This window comes from Gammaproteobacteria bacterium (assembly GCA_030680605.1).
Classification (GTDB): Bacteria; Pseudomonadota; Gammaproteobacteria; order SURF-13; family SURF-13; genus JAQBXX01.
This window is the reverse complement of the sequence record JAUXUQ010000007.1, coordinates 1-20488: the sequence shown is the minus strand read 5'-3', so window position 1 is coordinate 20488 and position 20488 is coordinate 1. Positions and strand designations below refer to the sequence as shown.

Annotated in this window: 22 protein-coding genes and 1 tRNA gene; 19 read left to right on the top strand and 4 right to left on the bottom strand. The window is 60.6% G+C overall.

The genetic code is table 11. From position 1 onward, the window contains the following. The first annotated feature begins 13 nt into the window (after positions 1 to 13). From folE to Q8L89_03465, 14 genes are all read left to right on the top strand, one after another. Positions 14 to 613: a GTP cyclohydrolase I FolE gene (folE, locus tag Q8L89_03530; GenBank protein ID MDP1708119.1), complete on the top strand. Its 600-nt coding sequence runs from the start codon at positions 14 to 16 to the stop codon at positions 611 to 613. 18 nt (positions 614 to 631) lie between these two features. Then, entirely contained in the window at positions 632 to 910 is a 279-nt protein-coding gene (locus Q8L89_03525; protein ID MDP1708118.1) for a SelT/SelW/SelH family protein, read from the top strand. 68 nt (positions 911 to 978) lie between these two features. Continuing rightward, positions 979 to 2463, top strand: coding sequence for an NAD(P)H-hydrate dehydratase (locus Q8L89_03520; protein ID MDP1708117.1), 1485 nt, complete (start codon positions 979 to 981; stop codon positions 2461 to 2463). Between the two features lie 41 nt (positions 2464 to 2504). After that, positions 2505 to 2948 (top strand): tRNA (adenosine(37)-N6)-threonylcarbamoyltransferase complex ATPase subunit type 1 TsaE, encoded by a 444-nt coding sequence (gene tsaE, locus Q8L89_03515; protein ID MDP1708116.1) that lies wholly within the window; start codon positions 2505 to 2507, stop codon positions 2946 to 2948. A 152-nt stretch (positions 2949 to 3100) separates the two neighbouring features. Continuing rightward, positions 3101 to 4468 (top strand): N-acetylmuramoyl-L-alanine amidase, encoded by a 1368-nt coding sequence (locus Q8L89_03510; protein MDP1708115.1) that lies wholly within the window; start codon positions 3101 to 3103, stop codon positions 4466 to 4468. 147 nt (positions 4469 to 4615) lie between these two features. Further along, the gene (mutL, locus tag Q8L89_03505) at positions 4616 to 6406 is read left to right on the top strand and encodes a DNA mismatch repair endonuclease MutL (GenBank protein MDP1708114.1); all 1791 of its coding nucleotides are present in this window, start codon (positions 4616 to 4618) and stop codon (positions 6404 to 6406) included. A gap of 17 nt (positions 6407 to 6423) precedes the next feature. Further along, positions 6424 to 7359, top strand: a complete 936-nt coding sequence (miaA, locus tag Q8L89_03500) for a tRNA (adenosine(37)-N6)-dimethylallyltransferase MiaA (protein ID MDP1708113.1) — start codon at positions 6424 to 6426, stop codon at positions 7357 to 7359. Between the two features lie 107 nt (positions 7360 to 7466). After that, positions 7467 to 7718: an RNA chaperone Hfq gene (gene hfq / locus Q8L89_03495; GenBank protein MDP1708112.1), complete on the top strand. Its 252-nt coding sequence runs from the start codon at positions 7467 to 7469 to the stop codon at positions 7716 to 7718. Positions 7719 to 7738: 20 nt separating this feature from the next. Then, the gene (hflX, locus tag Q8L89_03490) at positions 7739 to 8923 is read left to right on the top strand and encodes a ribosome rescue GTPase HflX (GenBank protein MDP1708111.1); all 1185 of its coding nucleotides are present in this window, start codon (positions 7739 to 7741) and stop codon (positions 8921 to 8923) included. A gap of 21 nt (positions 8924 to 8944) precedes the next feature. Beyond that, positions 8945 to 10138 carry an FtsH protease activity modulator HflK gene (gene hflK / locus Q8L89_03485; protein MDP1708110.1) on the top strand — a complete coding sequence of 398 codons (1194 nt, stop codon included), beginning with the start codon at positions 8945 to 8947 and terminating at the stop codon, positions 10136 to 10138. Next, a complete protein-coding gene (gene hflC, locus Q8L89_03480; protein ID MDP1708109.1) occupies positions 10138 to 11016 on the top strand; it encodes a protease modulator HflC in 879 nt (292 codons plus the stop codon). The genes hflK and hflC overlap by 1 nt, the downstream gene beginning before the upstream one ends. Before the next feature lie 29 nt (positions 11017 to 11045). Continuing rightward, complete coding sequence (locus Q8L89_03475) at positions 11046 to 11231, top strand: DUF2065 domain-containing protein (GenBank protein MDP1708108.1); 186 nt, start codon at positions 11046 to 11048, stop codon at positions 11229 to 11231. Between the two features lie 23 nt (positions 11232 to 11254). Continuing rightward, entirely contained in the window at positions 11255 to 12451 is a 1197-nt protein-coding gene (locus tag Q8L89_03470) for an ATP phosphoribosyltransferase regulatory subunit (GenBank protein MDP1708107.1), read from the top strand. Continuing rightward, entirely contained in the window at positions 12448 to 13740 is a 1293-nt protein-coding gene (locus tag Q8L89_03465; protein ID MDP1708106.1) for an adenylosuccinate synthase, read from the top strand. The genes Q8L89_03470 and Q8L89_03465 overlap by 4 nt, the downstream gene beginning before the upstream one ends. Positions 13741 to 13767: 27 nt before the next feature. Here Q8L89_03465 and Q8L89_03460 read toward each other — a convergent pair whose 3' ends face one another. Genes Q8L89_03460 through purM form a run of 3 tightly spaced genes read right to left on the bottom strand, consistent with a single transcriptional unit; the run spans position 13768 to position 16256 of the window. Then, a complete protein-coding gene (locus Q8L89_03460; protein MDP1708105.1) occupies positions 13768 to 14499 on the bottom strand; it encodes a DUF3108 domain-containing protein in 732 nt (243 codons plus the stop codon). Between the two features lie 4 nt (positions 14500 to 14503). Then, complete coding sequence (purN, locus tag Q8L89_03455; protein ID MDP1708104.1) at positions 14504 to 15178, bottom strand: phosphoribosylglycinamide formyltransferase; 675 nt, start codon at positions 15176 to 15178, stop codon at positions 14504 to 14506. Between the two features lie 16 nt (positions 15179 to 15194). Beyond that, positions 15195 to 16256, bottom strand: coding sequence for a phosphoribosylformylglycinamidine cyclo-ligase (purM, locus tag Q8L89_03450; protein MDP1708103.1), 1062 nt, complete (start codon positions 16254 to 16256; stop codon positions 15195 to 15197). Positions 16257 to 16371: 115 nt separating this feature from the next. Between purM and Q8L89_03445 the strand changes: the two genes are divergently transcribed. From Q8L89_03445 to Q8L89_03425, 5 genes are all read left to right on the top strand, one after another. Continuing rightward, complete coding sequence (locus Q8L89_03445) at positions 16372 to 16938, top strand: CDP-alcohol phosphatidyltransferase family protein (GenBank protein ID MDP1708102.1); 567 nt, start codon at positions 16372 to 16374, stop codon at positions 16936 to 16938. Continuing rightward, on the top strand, positions 16931 to 17998 hold the full coding sequence (locus tag Q8L89_03440; GenBank protein MDP1708101.1) for an AI-2E family transporter: 1068 nt from the start codon (positions 16931 to 16933) through the stop codon (positions 17996 to 17998). The genes Q8L89_03445 and Q8L89_03440 overlap by 8 nt, the downstream gene beginning before the upstream one ends. Continuing rightward, positions 17995 to 18708 (top strand): DnaA regulatory inactivator Hda, encoded by a 714-nt coding sequence (gene hda, locus Q8L89_03435; protein ID MDP1708100.1) that lies wholly within the window; start codon positions 17995 to 17997, stop codon positions 18706 to 18708. Before Q8L89_03440 ends, hda begins: the two co-directional genes overlap by 4 nt. Before the next feature lie 78 nt (positions 18709 to 18786). Further along, positions 18787 to 18879 (top strand) — tRNA-Ser (locus Q8L89_03430). A 120-nt stretch (positions 18880 to 18999) separates the two neighbouring features. Beyond that, positions 19000 to 20268: a glucose-1-phosphate adenylyltransferase gene (locus Q8L89_03425; GenBank protein MDP1708099.1), complete on the top strand. Its 1269-nt coding sequence runs from the start codon at positions 19000 to 19002 to the stop codon at positions 20266 to 20268. A 34-nt stretch (positions 20269 to 20302) separates the two neighbouring features. Here the strand turns inward: Q8L89_03425 and Q8L89_03420 are convergent. Continuing rightward, on the bottom strand, positions 20303 to 20488 hold a 186-nt coding region (locus Q8L89_03420; protein MDP1708098.1), incomplete at its 5' end, for a YaeQ family protein.

Below are 20488 nucleotides of genomic sequence, written 5' to 3'. Positions count from 1 at the left end.
ACAGGAAATCACTATGTCAAAGACAGACAAACGCGGCAAAGACGCCGCAGCGCTGAAGGCCGGCATCCGCTCGATGCTGGAGTACATCGGCGAGGATCCGGACCGGGATGGATTGCGCGACACACCGACGCGGGTGATTGATGTGCTGGATGACCACTTTCAGGGCTATACGCAAGACCCCAAGGAGCACCTGCGCAAGACCTTCGAGGACGTGCAGGGCTATGACGAACTGGTGCTGGTGTCCGACATCCATCTGCACAGTCACTGCGAACACCATATGGTGCCCTTCGTCGGCAAGGCGCACGTGGCCTATATTCCCAACGGCCGCATCGTCGGTCTCTCCAAGCTGGCGCGGGTAGTGGATATTTATGCCAAGCGATTGCAGGTGCAGGAAAAACTGACCGCACAGATCGCCGACAGCATTGAGGAAGTCCTGCAGCCACAGGGCGTTGCCGTGATCCTGCAGTGCCAGCATTTCTGCATGTGTTACCGCGGTGCGCGCAAGCCGAGCTCGTGGACCACCACCAGCAAGCTGCACGGCCTGTTTCTGAAGAATGCCTCCTCGCGCATGGAGCTGTTCACGCTGATCGGCATGCAGCGCGAACTGAACTAGCCGCTGTAAAAACCCGCCATGGCTGTAAAGCCGCGCATTGAAATTGAGTACTGCACCCAATGCCGCTGGCTGCTGCGTGCCGCCTGGCTGGCGCAGGAGCTGCTCACCACCTTTGAGGCAGATCTGGGCGGGGTGACGCTGATCCCCGGCACAGGGGGTGTCTTTGAGGTGCGCCTCGGCGACGTCTGCCTGTTCTCGCGCAAGCAGCACGAGCGCTTTCCGGAGTCGAAAGAACTCAAACAGCTGGTGCGTGATCGTATCGCACCGGAGAAAGACCTCGGCCACAGCGAGCGCTGAGATACCTTCCCTTGCCCGCGCCTGTCTGCGGCATTGCCGCGCAGCGTGGGCTTACCTATGATGGGCGCATGAGCGCTTCCCCCTGGAATCTTTATCGTGCCGCAGAGGTGCGTGCACTCGATCGCGCGGCCATGGATGTATTCAATATCCCGGGCCAAACCATGATGGCGCGCGCAGGCCGCGCGGCATTTAATGAGCTGCGCACACACTGGCCGCAGGCACAGCGCATCACGGTAATGTGCGGGGTGGGCAATAACGGCGGCGATGGCTATGTGCTTGCGCACTGCGTGGCACAAGCGGGCATGGCTGTGACAGTACTGCAGGTAGGCGATGCCGCTCGGGTGCAGGGTGACGCGCAGGAGGCGAGGCGGACCCTGCTGGAGTCAGGTGTATCGATACTGCCTTTCGCAGCCTCCGGTTTGCATGCGGCGGATGTTATCGTCGATGCCCTGCTGGGTATCGGGCTGGGGCGCGAGGTGGCAGGCGAATGGCGCACAGCGATAGAAGTCATCAACGCCGCGCAGACACCGGTACTCGCGCTTGATATCCCCTCCGGCCTGCACGCCGATACGGGATGCGTGTGGGGTGTCGCAGTGCAGGCTGCAAGCACAGTGTGTTTTGTCGCACTCAAGCAAGGCCTGTTTACTGCAGACGGCCCGGATCACTGCGGCAACATCGTGCTGCATGATCTGGACTTGCCGCCACAGTTGTTCGAGCGCACCCGTCCCGCTGCGGTTTTGCTGGCGCCCGATAATCTGGTAGCGCTTGCGCCCCGGCACCGCAATACGCACAAGGGCGATTATGGCCGGGTGCTGGTGATCGGCGGCGATCACGGCATGCCCGGCGCAGTACGGTTGGCGGCAGAGGCGGCGGCGCGCACCGGTGCCGGACGGGTCACACTGGCGACACGTCAAACCCATGCAGTAACGCTCAGTGGGCAACGGCCGGAGTTGCTGTGTTATGGCGTAGCGCATGGCGTGGAACTGAAGCCCTTGTTGGCTGCTGCGGATGTGGCCGTGATCGGCCCCGGCCTGGGTCAGTCGCCGTGGGCGCGAGAGTTGTTTTCCACCTGGCTGGAGTCGTCGGCGTTGCCTTGCGTGGTGGATGCCGATGCGCTCACACTGCTGGCGACCGAGCCGGTTACGCGCAGCGGCTGGGTGCTTACGCCACACCCCGGTGAGGCCGCGCGCTTGCTGGGATGCAGCACCACAGAGATACAGGCAGACCGGTTTCAGGCCGCACAGGCGCTGCAACGTCGCTACGGTGGCGTTTGCGTGTTGAAGGGTGCGGGCACGCTGGTGGTGTCGGCGGATGGGCCCATAGCGGTGTGCGCGGCGGGCAATCCCGGCATGGCGAGCGCCGGCATGGGGGATGTATTGAGCGGCGTGATTGCCGCGTTGCTGGCGCAAGGGCTGAATGGGGGTGACGCGGCCCGCCTCGGTGTCTGGCTGCATGCGACGGCCGGGGATCGTGCAGCGGCAGAGGGTGGCATGCGCGGCTTGCTCGCGGGCGACCTGATGCCCTATCTCCGCACCCTGGTAAACAGTCTGTGAATACAGCCGCGCATGAGTGCGTGGCCTCCAGCGCGGAGGCGATGGAGACCGTGGGTGCGGCGCTGGCGCACGGGCTGCGCGCCGGGCTGATCATTTATCTGCGTGGCGAACTGGGTGCCGGTAAAACCACGCTGGTGCGCGGTCTGCTGCACGCGCTTGGCCACAGCGGTACGGTGAAGAGCCCGACCTATACGCTGGTAGAGCCCTACGTCCTGGCGGGGCGGGATATTTACCACTTTGATCTTTACCGCCTCACGCATCCTGCAGAGCTGGATGCGATGGGTGTGCGCGACTATTTCCGGCCCGATGCAGTGTGCCTGATCGAGTGGCCCGAGCGCGCCAGCGGCCTGCTGCCCGCACCCGATATTGAGGTGGCCTTGCAGCATGCGGGGGCAGGACGCAGGGTGCTACTGGCCAGCCACAGCGCGGCGGGCGCGGCCAGCCTGGCCCGTTTCGCTGCCGCCACTCAGGTGGATGAGCAGTAATGCTTTATATCATGATTTTGTAAGCTTGCACCTGTATTGTGATTTCATCCGGGAGGTTTGATTGCTATCCCTTTATTAAATAATAAAAAATGCTTGCAAATGTGGCCGCTTTTCCTACAATAAAGGCAGATTCAGGTGGTGAGGCGATAATCATGAGAACCTTGAGTGCCTTGCTTCTCGCACTGGTTTCCGCCACGACTTGGGCGGCGCCCGTGCAGGTCGAGGGTGTGCGTGTCTGGCCTGCGCCGGACAATACGCGCATCGTCATTGATCTCAGCGCCCCGGTGGAGTATCAGCTTAATCGTACGGGTGATCAGCTTCAAATCGATCTGGCACATGCTACGCTCAAGCGCGCCTTACCCCCTATTGATGCCATGCGGGGACTGCTTGCCGGGCTTCAGGTACACACGGTGGAAAAGGGCGTGCGGTTTGCGCTGGCCCTCACGCCCGGCGCAGATGCGAAGAGTTTTGTACTCAAGCCCTATCAGCAGTATGGCCACCGTCTGGTGGTAGACCTTTCCCCGCTCAAACCTGCAGTACCCACGCATCTCCCGGCCCAGGCGGCAGTGATCGGGCAGGAAAGCAGGGCCGTTGTCCCGCCTGCCTCACGCGAAATCGTTATCGCCATTGATGCCGGCCATGGAGGGGAGGATCCCGGCGCGCGAGGACGCAATGGCACGCTGGAAAAGGACGTAGTGCTGGCAACGGCACGCCGTCTCGAGGCCCTGGTGCGCGCAGAAAAGGGCATGCGCCCGGTCATGATCCGCGATGGTGATTACTATTTAAGCCTGCGTCAGCGCATCCAGAAGGCACGCCAACACAAGGCGGATTTGTTTATCTCGATACATGCCGATGCCTTCCTGCACCCCAACGCCAAGGGCTCGTCGGTGTACACCTTGTCTGAACGCGGAGCGAGCAGTGAGGCCGCGCGCTGGCTGGCGGAGAGCGAGAACGCCGCTGATCTGGTCGGCGGCGTCAGCCTGGAAGACAAGGACGAACTGCTGGCCTCGGTCTTGCTCGATCTGTCACAGACCGCCACCAGCGGCGCCAGCCAGGTTATTGCTGCTGAAGTGCTGAGCAGCCTGAATGCTGTGGGGAATGTACACAAGCCGCAGGTACAGCAGGCCGGTTTCGTGGTGCTGAAGTCGCCGGATATCCCGTCGATACTGGTTGAAACCGCCTTCATCTCCAACCCGAAAGAGGAGCAAAGGTTGCGTGACCCGCGCTTCCAGCAGTCACTGGCCGAGGCCATCATGCGTGGTGCGCGTTCGTATTTTGCACGGCATGCGCCGCCCGGCAGCGTGCTTGCGCTGCGCGAGCATGTGGTCAACCGCGGCGAAACACTGGCGGGCATCGCGCGTCAATACCAAACCACGCCCGACCAGCTACGTGTCGTCAACAGGCTCTCCGGCGACCTGCTCAAGGTGGGCGAGGTGTTGCGCATCCCGGTCGATGAAGAAGACGCACCGGAAGTCGGCACCCAGACGTCACTGCCCAAGTCTGCAGACAAGGCCGCCTGAAACCCCGCCGCGCGTCAAAGAGGTGCGCCGGGTTGGCAGGCAACCCATAGCGGCACCTTCTAAACAGCCTTTCGGCAGACGCGGTCTCCGCGTTAGTATGTAACCTCGCCGAGAGACTGCTACCCCGTGAAACCGACACCTGACACAGTGCGCACTGATGCGCCGTCCCGTATCCAGCCGCTGGCCGCGCGCCTGATCAACCAGATTGCGGCGGGCGAGGTGGTCGAGCGTCCGGCATCGGTGGTGAAGGAGCTGCTGGAGAACAGCCTTGATGCCGGTGCGCGTGAGATTGTCATAGAAATTGAGCAGGGTGGTGCACGCCTGATGCGCGTGCGTGATGATGGCTGTGGCATTCACAAGGATGATCTGGCGCTGGCGCTGATGCGGCATGCCACCAGCAAGATCCGCGCATTGGAAGACCTGGAGCGTGTGCAAAGCCTGGGCTTTCGCGGCGAGGCCTTGCCGAGCATCAGTTCCGTCTCACGCCTCGTGCTGACATCGCGTACGGCCCGGGACGATCGCGGCTGGCGGGTGGAGGGCGATGGCCGTGAGCTGGCATGTGAGCCGCAACCGGCAGCGCATCCGTGCGGCACCACGGTCGAGGTGCGCGATCTTTTTTTCAATACGCCGGCTCGGCGCAAGTTTCTGCGCGCCGAGCGTACGGAGTTCAATCATCTGGGAGATGTCGTCAAGCGGATTGCGCTGGCGCGTTTCGAGGCCGGGATCAGTCTGCGTCACAATGAGCGTACGCTCTACACGCTGCGACCGGCCCACACGCCTGAAGAGCAGACGCGGCGCGTGGCAGCCTTGTGCGGCGAACCGTTTATCGAGCAATCATTGCGGGTGGAGGGGATGGCCACCGGACTGGCGTTGCAGGGCTGGATTGGGCGCCCGACATTTTCGCGCAGCCAGCCCGATTTGCAATGGCTGTATGTGAATGGCCGCATGGTGCGCGACAAGCAGGTGAGTCACGCCGTGCGCCAGGCCTATCAGGATGTGCTCTATCACGGCCGGCATCCGGCCTTTGTGCTGTATCTTACGCTGGCGCCCGAGCAGGTAGATGTGAACGCACACCCGGCCAAGCATGAGGTGCGTTTCCGCGAGGCACGCCTGATTCACGATTTTGTATTTCACACCTTGCATGAAGCGTTGGCGCAGCCACAAACGACGGCGGGCGCAACCGTGCGGATGCCCGCAACGTCTGCGCCGACATTTGCAGCCACAGTGCGGCCTGCGCAGCAGGTGCAACATGTCATGCCACTCAAGGTGCAGGAGCAGATGGGTGTGTATCAGTCCCTGCATGCCGCACCGGCGCCCGACGACGTGGCGGTCACCGATGCCGCGTCCGCTGCAATCCCGCCACTGGGTTATGCGCTGGCGCAGTTACAGGGTATCTATATCCTGGCGGAAAATGCTCAGGGCCTGGTGCTGGTGGATATGCACGCCGCCCATGAACGCATCACCTATGAAGGCATGAAGTCGGCGCTGGCGGGTGAGGGCGCGCGGGCACAGCCGCTGCTGGTGCCGGTGACGTTGGCGACCAGTGAGCGCGAGGCCGCGTTGGTGGATGAGCACGCTGTGTGGTTCAGCACGCTGGGTTTTGAGCTGGATCGCGCCGGGCCGGAAACGGTGACCATCCGGCAGGTGCCGACACTATTAAAAGACGCCGACAGTGCGACACTGGTGCGTGATGTATTGTCGGATGTGCTGGAACATGGTGTCAGCATGCGTATCAGCAATGAAACTGACCGGATACTGTCAACACTGGCCTGTCACACCGCCGTGCGTGCCAACCGCAAGCTCACGCAGGCCGAGATGAACGCGTTGCTGCGTGACATGGAGCGAACCGAGCGCAGCGGACAATGTAATCACGGCCGTCCCACCTGGGTGCAGGTCAGCCTGAATGAACTCGACGCATTGTTCCTGCGTGGCAGGTAACGGCGTTAGCCGCAGTGATGATGTTGAACCCTCCCGCCATTTTTCTCATGGGGCCTACGGCGTCCGGCAAGAGTGATCTGGCGCTGGCACTGGCCGCGCAGCTGCCATGCGAAATCGTCAGTGTGGACTCGGCCATGGTGTATCGGGGCATGGATATCGGCACGGCGAAGCCTGAACCTGCGCTGCGCGCCAAAGCACCCCACCACCTGATTGATATCCGCGACCCATCCGAGCCGTATTCCGCCGCCCAGTTTCGATCGGATGCGCTGCGGATCATGGCCGGCATTACCCGCGCCGGGCGGATCCCGCTGCTGGTGGGTGGTACGGGGCTGTATTTCCGGGCGCTGGAGCGCGGCCTGTCAGCACTGCCGGGCGCAGACCCGGTGTTGCGCGCCCGTCTCAACGCGGAGGCGGAACAACTGGGCTGGTCGGCAATGCACGCACGGCTTGCTGTGGCCGACCCGGCGGCGGCAGAACGTATTCACCCCAATGATCCCCAGCGTATCCAGCGTGCGCTGGAGGTGTATGAATTGAGTGGTGTACCGATGAGCGTGCTCCAGTCCGCGACGGGGTGTGAGCGCCTGCCCTATCGGGTGCTTAAAGTAGTGATGGCGCCCCCTGAGCGCAGCCTGCTGCATGGACGTATTGCCAGCCGCTTCAAACAGATGCTGGCACAAGGCATGGTAGACGAGGTGCGCGCACTGTACCAGCGGGGCGATTTGAGCCCGGGGCTGGCATCCCTGCGGGCGGTGGGTTACCGTCAGGTTTGGGGCTTTCTGGCGGGCGAGATTCGTTGCGACGAGATGGAGAGTCGCGCTATCATAGCCACCCGGCAGCTCGCCAAACGCCAACTGACCTGGTTGCGCGCTGAGCCGGGGACACGCTGGTTCGACAGTGAGGCCGGCGATCTTTTGGCGAATGTGTTGAAATATTGCAGCACAGCCACAACTTAGTAATCAGATACGTGTCAAACCTTTGCTTGGCCGAAAGGTGTCTATCAGGAACGTTGCCCCCAACGCCCTGGTGCTGATGGCCCCAATAACTATAAGGGAAAGCAAACATGACCAAAGGGAAAACATTGCAGGATCCCTTCCTGAACGCGTTACGCAAGGAAGGCGTGCCGGTTTCGATTTATCTGACCAACGGAATCAAGCTGCAGGGCCAGATCGAGTCGTTCGACCAATTCGTGGTGTTGCTGAAAAATACTGTCAGCCAGATGGTGTACAAGCATGCCATCTCCACCGTGGTGCCATCACGCAACGTCAAGCTGCCCGTCGCGGAGGATGCGGAACCTGATGTGGGTAATGCTTGAACGTGTGCGGGGGCCGGTGATTGTTTGATCGTCCCCAGCAGCGGCATGGCGGGTTCGAGCGCGCCGTACTGGTGCATGTCGATTTTCGCGCCGCCGAGCAGCGCGAGGATCTTGCTGAACTGCGTGAATTGGCAGTCTCTGCGCATACCCTGCCAGTTGCAGTAGTCACGGGCTCACGCCAGCAGCCAAATCCAAAGTACTTCATCGGTAGCGGCAAGGCCGAGGAGTTGCGCGCCTGTGTGGAGCGCGAACAGGCCGAGGTGGTGCTGTTCAATCATTCCCTGTCACCGGCGCAGGAGCGAAACCTGGAAAAACTGCTGCAATGCCGTGTACTGGATCGCACCGGGCTGATTCTTGACATTTTCGCGCAGCGCGCGAGTAGTCATGAGGGCAAGCTGCAGGTCGAGCTTGCCCAGTTACAGCACATCGCCACGCGCCTGGTGCGAGGCTGGACTCACCTTGAACGCCAGAAGGGTGGTATCGGCCTGCGTGGTCCGGGCGAAACTCAGCTCGAAACTGACCGCCGCCTGATCCGGGTGCGCATCCGTCACCTAAACAAGCAGCTTGAGAAGGTGGCTGTGCAGCGTGGCCAGAGTCGCAAGTCGCGGCGCAAGTCGACGGCACCTGTGGTCTCCCTGGTGGGGTACACCAATACCGGAAAATCCACCCTGTTCAACCGGCTGACACGTTCCGGCGTCTATGCCGCCAATCAGCTGTTCGCGACACTCGACCCGACACTACGGCGCATGTATCTTGCCCACAACAGCCATGCGATTCTTGCCGATACGGTCGGCTTTATCCGGCACTTGCCGCACGATCTGGTGGCGGCATTCCGCTCTACCCTGCAGGAGACCCAGGAGGCAGACCTGTTGCTGCATGTGATCGATGCGCACGACGACAATCGTCATGCCGCCATCGAGCAGGTCAATGCAGTGCTGAAGGAGATCGGCGCCGAGGCCGTGCCGCAGATCGAGGTATACAACAAGATTGATTTGATACCGGAAGCGTCACCGCGCGTCGAGTGTGATGAGCGGGGCAGGGTGAAGCGGGTGTGGGTGTCGGCGGTGAGCGGTGCAGGGCTGGATTTGCTGCGTGAGGCCGTGACCGGATACGCTGCGCAGAGACAGTCGCTGTATGCAGGCGCAGAACAGCGCTATAATGGGCACGGTGATACTCGGACCGAATGCTGTGTCGGTGAAAATTAACTATCAACAGCGGAGCGTGTAATGGCCTGGAATGAGCCCGGTGGTGGCGACAATAATCCGTGGGGAACAGGATCGCGCAAGGGCGCGTCTGGGCCACCCGATCTGGATGATATTTTCCGCAAGCTGAAGCAGTCTCTGGGCGGCTTTGGAGGCGCGCGCGGCGGCGGTGGTACAGGCATGCGCTCACCGATACCCCTGATCGTGGGCATCATATTTGCGGTATGGCTGGCCTCCGGTATTTATATTGTTGATCCGGCGGAGCGTGGCGTGGAGTTGCGCTTTGGCAAATACACAGTAACTACCCTGCCGGGCCCGCACTGGCATATCCCCTATCCGGTTGAAACCGTCGAGGTCGTCAATGTCGCGCAGATCCGCAATGTTGAAATCGGATTCCGTTCGGCTGGCTCCGCACGCGGCAGCGCCTCTGCGCCGCGTGTACCGGCCGAGTCATTGATGCTCACCAAGGATGAAAACATCGTCGATATCAAGCTGGCAGTGCAATACCGCGTCAAGGATGCACGCGAATACCTGTTCAACGTCATCGATCCGGATGCCACGCTGGCCCAGGCGACCGAGAGCGCAGTGCGTGAGACCATTGGCAAGAGCAGCCTGGACTTTGTGTTGACCGAAGGCCGTGCCGAAGTCATGACGCGTACGGACGATGTCCTGCAATCCGTGCTAGACCGCTACGGCAGTGGTCTCGAAGTAACCAGCGTCAACCTGCAGGACGCGCAACCCCCAGAGGAGGTTCAGGCCGCATTCGAGGACGTGATCAAGTCGCGCGAAGACGAGCAGCGTCTGCGCAACGAGGCCGAAACCTATGCCAACGATATTATCCCGCGCGCCCGCGGCGCAGCCCAGCGCCAGATTGAGGAGAGTTCTGCCTACAAGTCGCGGGTAGTAGAGCAGGCGTTTGGTGAGGGCAGCCGCTTCACCCAGGTGCTGGCCGAGTATCGCAAGGCGCCTGCCGTAACACGGGAGCGGTTGTACCTGGATGCGATGGAGCAGGTGCTGGCAAATACAGGCAAGGTGATGGTCGATGTCAAAGGCAGCAGCAACCTGCTGTACCTTCCGCTCGACCGTATGAATGGCGAGAGATCCCCGTCTTCTGGTCAGGCGCTGGAGCGCTTGTTGCCACCTGCCACCACCATGGCCCCTCAGGGCAGCACACAGCAGGATACGCGTGATCGTAGCCGCGACAGGGGAGAACGTTGATGGAGAAGCTGAAGACATTATTGCCGGGAGTTGTCATTGCAGTACTGGCGCTGATTTATTTCTCCGTATTTACGGTTAATGAGCGCGAGCGCGCCATCCTGTTCCGGCTGGGTGAAATCGTACGCTCTGACTTTACGCCAGGGCTGTACTTAAAGCTGCCGGTGATCAACAACGTGCGCAAGTTTGATGCCCGCATTCATACCGCTGAAGCCGAGCCCGAGCGCTACCTGACCGCCGAAAAGAAGAACGTCATTGTCGATTCTTTCGTTAAATGGCGCATCAAGAATGTTGCGGACTACTATCGCAGCATGGGTGGCGACGAGGCGCGCGCGAGCCAGCGGCTCTACCAGATCGTCAAGGACGGGCTGCGTGGCGAGTTCGGCAAACGCACCATACAGGAAGTCATTTCAGGCGACCGTGCCAACATCATGCAGGTGCTGACCACGGCCGCCAATCAGCAGGCGCACCAGTTCGGCATCGAGGTGGTGGATGTACGACTGCGCCGCGTGGATCTGCCCAAGGAAGTAAGCCTGTCGGTGTTCCAGCGCATGCAGGCCGAACGTGAGCGCGTAGCGAAGGATTTGCGCGCCCGCGGTGCTGAGGCGGCGGAGCGTATCCGGGCGGATGCAGATCGCCAGCGTACGGTCATTCTCGCCGAGGCCTACAGCAAGGCCGAGCAGGTGCGAGGCGACGGCGATGCGCAGGCGGCAGCCATCTATGCCAAGGCCTTCGGCAGCGATGCCGAGTTCTACTCGCTCTATCGCAGCCTGAATGCCTATAAAAATACCTTCAAGGACAAAAATGACATATTGGTGCTTGACCCCGGTGCGGATTTCTTCAAATACTTCAAGAATCCGCGCGCCGATGGCGCCAGGTAGAGGACGGTGCGCCGGAGTGCGGGCACGCCATGTGGGATAGCCTGGCAGGCGCGCTCGCACTGCTGCTCATCATAGAAGGCATGCTGCCATTTCTCAGCCCCGCGTGGCTGCGCAAATCCCTCAGCCAGATCGCGCAGATGGATGATCGCACATTGCGTACCGTTGGCTTCATCAGCATGCTGGTGGGGCTTGCTCTGTTATACTTTGTGCGTTAGTTAAACCCGGCCTTATCGCTCTCATGTCCCGACAAGATCGCTGGTTGTTGCCTGAAGGAATCGAAGAGCTGTTGCCGCTTGAGGCGGAGCAGCTCGAAGCCCTGCGTCGCAAACTGCTCGACCTGTTCCGGAGCTGGGGCTACGAGCTGGTGATGCCGCCGCTGGTGGAGTACATCGAGTCGCTGCTCACCGGCACCAGCAACGACCTTGACCTGAAGACATTCAAAATCACTGACCAGCTTACGGGTCGGCTGATGGGTGTGCGTGCCGACATGACGCCCCAGGCCGCACGCATCGACGCACATCGCCTCAAGCGCACGACGCCGGTGCGCCTGTGTTACCTCGGCACCGTGCTGCACACGTTACCCGATGGCTTTGCGCGTTCGCGCAACCCGCTGCAGGTTGGTGCCGAGTTGTATGGTCATGAGGGTATCGAGAGTGATCTCGAAGTGCTGATTCTGATGCTGGAAACCCTCACAACTGCAGGTGTCACAGGTATTTGTCTGGATCTGGGCCATGTCGGCATTTACCGTGGGCTGGTGCGGGAGGCCAATCTGAAGCAGGAGCAGGAAAAAACCCTGTTCGATGCGCTGCAACGCAAGGCGGGCTCTGAAATCGAAGAACTGCTGTCCAGTTTCACATTAACCAAGACTTACCGCCAGCGCTTCGCGCTGCTGGCGGAGTTAAATGGTGGCGCGGAGGTGTTGGAGGATGGCCGCAGTGTGTTGCGCGGGGCCTCTGCTGAAACACTGAACGCGCTCGAAGGTTTGTGCAACCTTGCGCAGGCCGTGCAGCGCCGGTTGCCGGAAACGTCGCTGCATTTCGATCTGGCAGAACTGCGCGGCTATCACTACCACACCGGCGCGGTATTTGCCGCGTACGTGGCGGGGCATGGCCAGGCCGTGGCCCAGGGTGGGCGCTACGACGACATTGGTGCGGTGTTTGGCCGCGCCCGTCCAGCTACGGGTTTTAGTGCCGACCTGAAGACCCTGGTCAACCTGTCATCGGCAAAGGCAGCTACAACGCCTGGCGCCATTTTTGCGCCTTGGGTGGAAGATGCCGCGCTGGAGGCGGTGATACGCAGCTTGCGCACGCAAGGTGAGCGGGTGCTGTGCGCCCTGCCGGGGCAGGAGGGTGGTGCGCGTGAAATGGGCTGTGAGCGGGAACTGGAATTGACTCAGGGGAGCTGGGTGGTGACCCGGCGCAAGGGGGCGGGGTGAGCAAGAATGTAGTCGTCATTGGCACCCAGTGGGGCGACGAGGGCAAGGGCAAGATTGTTGACCTGCTTACCGACCGCGCACGCGCCGTGGTGCGCTTTCAGGGCGGCCATAACGCGGGCCACACGCTGGTCATTGACGGTGCGAAGACCGTGCTGCACCTGATCCCGTCCGGTATCCTGCGCGAAGGCGTGCGGTGTCTGATCGGCAATGGTGTGGTGTTGTCGCCCAGCGCACTGCTGAGCGAAATAAAAATGCTGGAAGGTATCGGTGTGCCGGCGCGGCAGCGGCTTAAGATCAGTGAGGCCTGCCCGCTGATTCTGCCTTACCATGTCGCGCTTGATCAGGCGCGCGAATTGGCGCGCGGCGCATCCGCTATCGGTACCACCGGGCGCGGTATCGGCCCGGCTTACGAAGACAAGATCGCGCGCCGCGCGTTGCGTCTGGGCGATTTGTTTCATCGCGAGCGCTTTGCGGCCAAGCTCGGCGAAGTGCTCGATTACCATAATTTTGTCCTGCAAAATTACTATAAAGTGGCGAAGGTGGATTTCCAGCAGGTGCTGGACGAAGCGCTGGCGTGGCAGGAAGTCTTGCAGCCGATGATAGATGATGTGCCGGAATTGCTGTATCAGTACGCCAAACGTGGTGAAGGAATATTGTTTGAGGGTGCGCAGGGCGCCTTGCTCGACGTGGATCACGGTACCTATCCATACGTCACCTCATCCAATACTACCGCCGGTGGCGCGGCGACAGGCAGCGGCGCCGGGCCGCGGAGTTTCGACTACGTCATGGGGATTACCAAGGCCTACACGACGCGTGTGGGTTCAGGCCCGTTCCCTACCGAACTGTTTGACGCAATGGGCGAGCATCTCTCCAGTCGCGGCAATGAGTTTGGTTCCACCACCGGGCGGGCACGCCGCTGTGGCTGGTTTGATGCCGTCGCCTTGCGGCGCGCCAATATGATTAACAGTGTCTCGGGCTTGTGTATCACCAAGCTTGATGTACTCGATGGTCTCGACAGCCTGAAGTTGTGTGTCGGCTACCGCAGCGGTGGTGTTGAACGCCTGACACCGCCCGTGGGTGCGGAGGCCGTGGCGGATTGTCAGCCGGTATATGACGAGATTCCGGGCTGGTCTGAGTCCACCGTCGGAATCACGGATTACAAGAAATTACCTGCGAATGCGCGTGCCTATCTCAAGCGTATTGAGGAAGTCAGCGAGACCCCGATCGATATCATTTCCACCGGCCCAGATCGTGCCCACACTATTGTATTGCGCCATCCATTTGGCTGACAGGCCCTCGTCCGAGGTATGCCTGTGCTAAGGTGAGGCAGACGCAGGCGGCAGGCCCTTTACGGACTGGATCAGGGCACTGAACTCATCGTTGTTGCTTTCGCGCTGGTCGAGCCGCACCAGCAGATAGTTCAAGCTGGGCGCGCACCAGAAGGTGGTGCGGCGCTTGCTGCCGGCATTCATGACGCGTTCGATGCGTAATGTTTCGAGTGTGCCGAGCGGTGTGCTCAAAGTTTCCTCGCCCACCACCTGAAAATGGTAGGTTTTGGTTTCGTCATCGTCGAGCAGGGTGTAGGCAAGCTCGGTCTTGCCCTGCTTCAGATCATCCATCAGTGCGACCTGGTAGGCAAGCTTGTCGAGGGTGCCTGCGGCAACAGGCAGCGTGCTTGAGGCCTGTGTGCCACCGGTCCTGTTGACCACTTTCCGTTCCCAGTCGAAATGTTGATCGAGTTGTAGTTCACGTTTGCCACCGCTTTTACGGTAGCTGTAATGCAGCGGGCGCATCACCCCGCCGTGATAGTCCCACTCGCTGCTTTCCACGATACGGTCCTTGACGAATAACGCAGCCAATCCGGTGCTGTAGGTTTCGGTTTTGAACCGGTAGTGTGCGTCAGTCGAACGGCTGAGACTGCGGTGCATCTCACCCAGCAGGATACTCCCTTTATGCACCGTGTAACTGGCGCTGAAGGACGCGGGCGGCGGGGTGGCGGTAATGGGCCACGCGACACACAGCAGCAGGAGGGCGATGAGGTTGCGCATGCAGCTATAGACCCTGTGTCCGGGCAACAGGTTCAGTGCCGACCGGTTTGTCGTCGAGCAAAGCGTACTCATGAGGGGGGGCTCCTGCAAGTCGCAGCCGACCTTCGGCGAACCAGCGCAACGCCTGCGGGTAGATGCAATGCTCCTGCTCGAGAACGCGTGCGGCCAGTGTGGTGACGGTGTCATCAGGCAGCACGGGTACACGCGCCTGCAGTACGACGGGCCCGCCATCTACCGCAGGTGTCACAAAGTGCACGCTGGCACCGTGTTCCTGCACGCCGTCCATCAGCACGCGCCGGTGGGTATCAAGACCGGGGTAGGCAGGCAGCAGTGAGGGATGGATATTCAGCATGCGGCCACGGTAGTGGTTGACGAACTCCGGACCCAGGATGCGCATGAAGCCGGCCAGCACGACCAATGCGGGTGCATGGCAGTCGATTGCTGTCTGCAGCGCGGCATCAAAGTGTTGGCGATCCGGATAGGTGGTATGGTCCACCGTCTGTGTAGGTATGCCTGCCGCTCGTGCCACCGCCAGTGCCGGTGCATCAGGCCGGTTGCTGATAACGGCACGCACCTCGAGCGGCGATGAGGGTGCGGCAGCAGCCTGCAGAATGGCTTGCAGGTTGCTGCCACGACCGGAAACCAGAATGACGGTCGGCAATGTATCCGGGGTGCTCACCGACGCAGGGGCAATCTCAGCGTATTACCACATGTGGAGCAGTGCCGGGTGTACTCGCCTCGATGTGGCCAATGTGCCAGACGTCCTCACCGTGCTGGCGCAGGAGCTGGAGGCTGGCATCCAGGTCTTGCGGCGCTACACAGACAATCATGCCGATGCCACAGTTGAAGGTGCGATACATTTCCTCATCCGCAAGCACGCCCTGCTGCTGTAACCAGTCAAAGATCGGGGGGCGCGCCCAGGCACTACTGTCCAGCCGGGCGCAGGTACCGTCAGGCATGACACGCGGCAGGTTTTCGAGCAGGCCGCCGCCAGTGATGTGTGCGAGGGCGTGCAATTGCACCTGCTCCATCAGTGCCAGTAGCGGCTTGACATAGATGCGGGTGGGGGCAAGCAGTGTTTCGATCAGCGTACGGCCCGCAAATGCCTGCTGCAGGTCGGCCTGCACGAGCTCGATAATCTTGCGGATCAGTGAGTAGCCATTGGAGTGCGGACCGCTGGAGGCAATGCCGATCAGTGCATCACCGGCTGCTACGCGGCTGCCGTCGATGAGCCTCTTTTTTTCCACGACGCCGACACAGAAGCCAGCGAGATCATAATCGCCGGCCGCATAGAGGCCGGGCATTTCTGCGGTTTCGCCGCCTACCAGCGCACAGCCGGCCTGTTCGCAGCCATGACCGATACCTGCAATGACTGCCGCCGCTGTGTCCACGTCAAGTTTCCCGGTGGCGTAGTAGTCGAGGAAAAACAGCGGCTCGGCCCCCTGTACCACGATGTCGTTTACGCACATTCCTACCAGATCGATGCCTATCGTAGAGTGCGTACCGGTTTCGATGGCGAGCTTCAGTTTGGTGCCTACGCCATCGGTGCCGGAGACCAGCACCGGCTCCTGATAACGACCTGCGGGGAGCTCGAACAGGGCGCCGAAACCGCCAAGGCCGGTGAGCACGCCCGGGCGTTGCGTGCGCCGGGCAACAGGTTTTATTTTTTCCACCAGTCGGTTGCCGGCGTCTATGTCAACGCCTGCGGCACGGTAGCTGAGTGGCGTGGCGGTAGGAGGGGGATTTTTGGGTTTCACGGGAGTCTGGAGCCTGTGCAGGGTATGGTATCGGGGGCAGTGCCGGGCTGTAAATATATAATAGTGACGTGTAAGGCTCGCGTTATGGCGGCGGGCTGCTAGAATACCCCTACATATGCTGCGTTATAATGATATCCCTAACCTGATCAGCCTGTTGCGCATGGTGCTGGTGGTGCCGCTGGCCGTCCTGCTATTGCAGCAGCGTTATCTGGATGCGCTGCTGATATTCGGTCTGGCCGGCATCACGGATGCACTGGACGGTTTCCTCGCCAAACGCCATGGCTGGAAGAGTCGTCTGGGTTCCATCCTGGATCCACTGGCGGACAAGCTGTTGCTGACCTCGTCGTACCTGGTGCTTGCCTGGCTCGGAGTGTTGCCGCTGTGGCTGGTGGCGGCCATCGTTGCCCGCGATTTTATCATCGTACTGGGCGCCGTTGCGTATCATTATACCATCCGTCACTTTGATCTGCTGCCCAGCCGTATCAGCAAGCTCAATACGGTCATGCAGATCGTGCTGGTGCTGGCCGTGATGCTGCACCACAGCGTGCTGCCCGGCATCGGTGGGGGGGTGGAGGCGTTGATCTATATCGTACTCGGCACCACGCTTGCGAGTGGTGTGCACTATGTCTGGACCTGGGGTACCCGCGCCCTGCAAACAAGCACGGAGAGCACGCGTGTCTGACTCACAGCGCTGGTTTACGCTGACCATCATCGTCGGCACCGGTGTGCTGCTGTATCTGCTGGCACCCATATTTACGCCGTTCCTGCTCGGCGCGCTGCTCGCTTACATGTTTGATCCGCTGGTGCGGCGGCTGGAGACACGACGCTTCTCGCGCACGCTGGCGACGGTGCTGGTATTCGTGCTGCTGCTGGTATTGTTTACCCTGCTGCTGCTCGTGCTGGTGCCCGTTATCGAGCGCCAGATCACGGTGCTGATTACCAAGCTGCCGGTGTACATTGACTGGGTGCAGCGCACCTTGTTACCGCTGCTGTATGAGCGTTTTGATCTCGCCATAACCGGATTCGACTCGAATACCTTGTATCAGGCCCTGGCCGGCCAGTGGCGAGAGGCCGGAGGCATTGCGGCAAATGTGCTGAAATCAATGTCGAACTCAGGTGCGGCGGTGTTGGGCTTTCTGCTCAATCTGCTGCTGATCCCGCTGGTGACGTTTTATCTGCTGCGCGACTGGCCGCAGCTGCTGGAACAGGTACGTAATCTGCTGCCGCGTAAGTCGGAACAGACCATCATGCGTCTGGCCGCGCAGAGTGACGAAGTGCTGGGCGGATTCCTGCGCGGTCAATTGCTGGTGATGCTGTCGCTCGCGCTGCTGTATACCGTCGGGCTGTGGCTGATCGGGCTTGATCTCGCCCTGCTGATTGGCGTGCTGGCGGGCCTGCTCAGCTTCATCCCCTATCTTGGCGTGATTACCGGCGTGCTGGCGGCGGGGATTGCGACCGTGGTGCAATATCACGACTGGCTGCACCTGGTGCCGGTGCTGATCGTGTTCGGTATCGGCCAGTTGGCAGAAGGATTTTTTCTTACGCCACGCCTGGTAGGAGATCGCATAGGTCTGCATCCGATTGCCGTAATTTTTGCCATAATGGCAGGGGGACAACTGTTTGGTTTCAGCGGTGTGTTGCTCGCGCTGCCGGCGGCGGCCGTATTGATGGTGTTGCTGCGCTATGCGCATGAGCGTTATGTGAACAGCTATTTGTATGACCGTTCACCGGATGAGCCATGAACGCGGCACAACAGATTCCGCTTGGCGTTGGGCTGCGCGACGAGGCCAGCTTTGGCAATTATTTCCCCGGTCCCAATGGGGAGGTGCTGCAAGCCGTGCAGACGCTGGTAAGCGGTGCCCATCAGTTTTTGTACCTATGGGGTGCAGCCGGTACCGGTAAAACCCATCTCCTGCATGCTGCGTGTCATGGCTGCGCCATTCAGGATCAGCGCTCCGCGTATCTGCCACTAAAAGATCTGCGTACACTGCAGCCGGAACTGCTGGAGGGTCTGGAGCAACTGGCGCTGGTGTGCGTGGATGATGTCCAGGCCGTGGCCGGACAGGGCGAGTGGGAGACTGCGCTGTTCCACTTGTATAACCGCCTGCGTGCCTCCGGTGCCCGTCTGTTGATATCCGGAGTTGCGCCGCCTCCGGCAGCCGGCATACAGCTCGCTGATCTGGGTTCGCGGCTTGGCTGGGGTCTGGTGCTGCACCTGCGGTCGCTGGATGATGTCAGCAAGATTTCAGCCCTGCAACTGCGTGCCCGCAACCGTGGCATGGATTTGCCCGCCGAGGTGGGTGAATATCTGCTGCGCCACTGGCCGCGCGACATGGCACGGCTGTACGATCTGTTGCAACGGCTGGACATGCACTCGCTTACCCAGCAGCGCAAGCTGACCATTCCCTTTGTGCGAACGCTGATCACGCACGCAACGGCAGAGACGCAATGAGTGGTGTAGTGTGGCGGTGACGGATCAAGTCAAGTATTGTTGTCGCGAAGCAGAGCGCCTATGCTATGCAACCTCAAGGGAGAGGTACCGAAGCGGTCATAACGGCGCCGACTCGAAATCGGATGGGCGGTTCATCCCGCCACGTGGGTTCGAATCCCACCCTCTCCGCCATATGCTTATGCCCCTGTTTTCCTTCTCGCTGCCGGTGATGAGTGATGCCGCTCCGGCGCGGGCTTGTTACACTGAACCCTGAACGCCATCAGGCTAACCAGTAAAATCAGGAGCGCAGTGATGCCAGCAGAGCAAGGACGCCGGGACAGTGTGGTTGCGTTTGTGATGGCGGGTGGCCAGGGCAGCCGCCTGAGCCCATTGACCGCCGAGCGCTGCAAGCCAGCGGTACCATTTGGCGCACGTTACCGCATTGTGGATTTTGTCCTGAGCAATCTTATTAACTCGGATATTCGCTCCATCTATCTGCTGGTGCAATACAAGGCGCAGGCCCTGATTGAACATGTTCGCAAGGCCTATGTGTTCTCACCGCTGCTGCCTGACCAGTTCGTTACCGTGGTACCGCCCCAGATGCATGAAGACTCGCATTTGTTCAAGGGCACGGCGGATGCGGTCTATCAGAGCCTCAGGCTGATTGAGATGCACCAGCCTGATCTCGTGGCGGTATTCGGGGCAGATCACGTCTACCGCATGGACGTGCGGCAGATGATACGGTTTCACCGCGAGCATAATGCCGACGTCACGCTGGCGGCACTACCGGTGCCGCTCGATGAGGCCTCCAGCTTCGGTATCCTGGGCACCGACAGCGAAGACCGGGTCACCGAATTTCAGGAAAAGCCGGAGCAGGCAAAGTCCATGCCGACGGATACGGCACATGCCTATGCGTCGATGGGAAATTACATCTTCAGCACCGACGTGCTGGTGAAGGCGCTGGCCGGGTGCCGCAGCGATGAAACCGATTTCGGTCATCATGTTCTGCCACGCATGCTCAATAGTCACCGGCTGTTTGCCTACAACCTCGCCTCCAACAAGGTGCCGGGCGTCAAACCGTATGAGGATGCAAGCTATTGGCGCGACGTTGGCAGTATCGATGCATATTTTGATGCACACAAGGATGTCATGGGTGACAAGCCGATATTCGATGCCTTCAACCCGCAGTGGCCAATCTTCTCCAGCAATTATCAGGGCCCGGTGGCACGCATACTGGGTGGTGAGATTGAAGACAGCCTGTTCGGCGCCGCTACCCTGGTGCACAAGGGCGCCAAGGTGCGTAATTGCATCATCCGCCGCGAAGCAGTCATCGAAGAGGGCGCCGAACTGGACGATTGCATCATCATGGACTACGCCCGCATCGGTCGTGGCGCGCGTCTCAAACGCGTGATCGTCGATCGCCACAACATGATTGCGCCGGGCGACTGCATCGGCTATAACCCGGAAGAAGACGCCAAGCGCTATCATGTGACACCCTCCGGGATTGTGGTGGTGCCGGAAGGCAAGGTTACCTACTTCGCGCGCGACTCACGCGACCACGGTCCGGGCTACGCCGAGTAGTTTGATGCGGCTGGTTCAGCAAGGAACCGCCGCGTCAGCGATCAGGTGCTGATGAGGTTTTTATTGTAACTGGATTGACCTGCACCCTGTCATTGCTGTCGGCCAGCCAAATCTCGCCATCCTGAATGGTGCAGTGCAGCTGCATCTTGATCTGCGCCAGTTTTGCCAGGGTTTGACTGGTCTCCGGTGGCAGGTTCATGACGGTCAGGTTTTTGGCCCG

Excerpts from the sequence above, each read along its gene's own strand:
- Q8L89_03425 (MDP1708099.1), top strand. The coding sequence starts at position 19,000 with ATGCCAGCAGAGCAAGGACGCCGGGACAGTGTGGTTGCGTTTGTGATG.
- hflC (MDP1708109.1), top strand. The coding sequence starts at position 10,138 with ATGGAGAAGCTGAAGACATTATTGCCGGGAGTTGTCATTGCAGTACTG.
- Q8L89_03520 (MDP1708117.1), top strand. The coding sequence starts at position 979 with ATGAGCGCTTCCCCCTGGAATCTTTATCGTGCCGCAGAGGTGCGTGCA.
- Q8L89_03525 (MDP1708118.1), top strand. The coding sequence starts at position 632 with ATGGCTGTAAAGCCGCGCATTGAAATTGAGTACTGCACCCAATGCCGC.
- hda (MDP1708100.1), top strand. The coding sequence starts at position 17,995 with ATGAACGCGGCACAACAGATTCCGCTTGGCGTTGGGCTGCGCGACGAG.
- hfq (MDP1708112.1), top strand. The coding sequence starts at position 7,467 with ATGACCAAAGGGAAAACATTGCAGGATCCCTTCCTGAACGCGTTACGC.
- Q8L89_03470 (MDP1708107.1), top strand. The coding sequence starts at position 11,255 with ATGTCCCGACAAGATCGCTGGTTGTTGCCTGAAGGAATCGAAGAGCTG.
- Q8L89_03460 (MDP1708105.1), bottom strand. The coding sequence starts at position 14,499 with ATGCGCAACCTCATCGCCCTCCTGCTGCTGTGTGTCGCGTGGCCCATT.
- hflK (MDP1708110.1), top strand. The coding sequence starts at position 8,945 with ATGGCCTGGAATGAGCCCGGTGGTGGCGACAATAATCCGTGGGGAACA.
- Q8L89_03445 (MDP1708102.1), top strand. The coding sequence starts at position 16,372 with ATGCTGCGTTATAATGATATCCCTAACCTGATCAGCCTGTTGCGCATG.
- miaA (MDP1708113.1), top strand. The coding sequence starts at position 6,424 with ATGATGTTGAACCCTCCCGCCATTTTTCTCATGGGGCCTACGGCGTCC.
- Q8L89_03510 (MDP1708115.1), top strand. The coding sequence starts at position 3,101 with ATGAGAACCTTGAGTGCCTTGCTTCTCGCACTGGTTTCCGCCACGACT.
- tsaE (MDP1708116.1), top strand. The coding sequence starts at position 2,505 with ATGGAGACCGTGGGTGCGGCGCTGGCGCACGGGCTGCGCGCCGGGCTG.
- Q8L89_03475 (MDP1708108.1), top strand. The coding sequence starts at position 11,046 with ATGTGGGATAGCCTGGCAGGCGCGCTCGCACTGCTGCTCATCATAGAA.
- folE (MDP1708119.1), top strand. The coding sequence starts at position 14 with ATGTCAAAGACAGACAAACGCGGCAAAGACGCCGCAGCGCTGAAGGCC.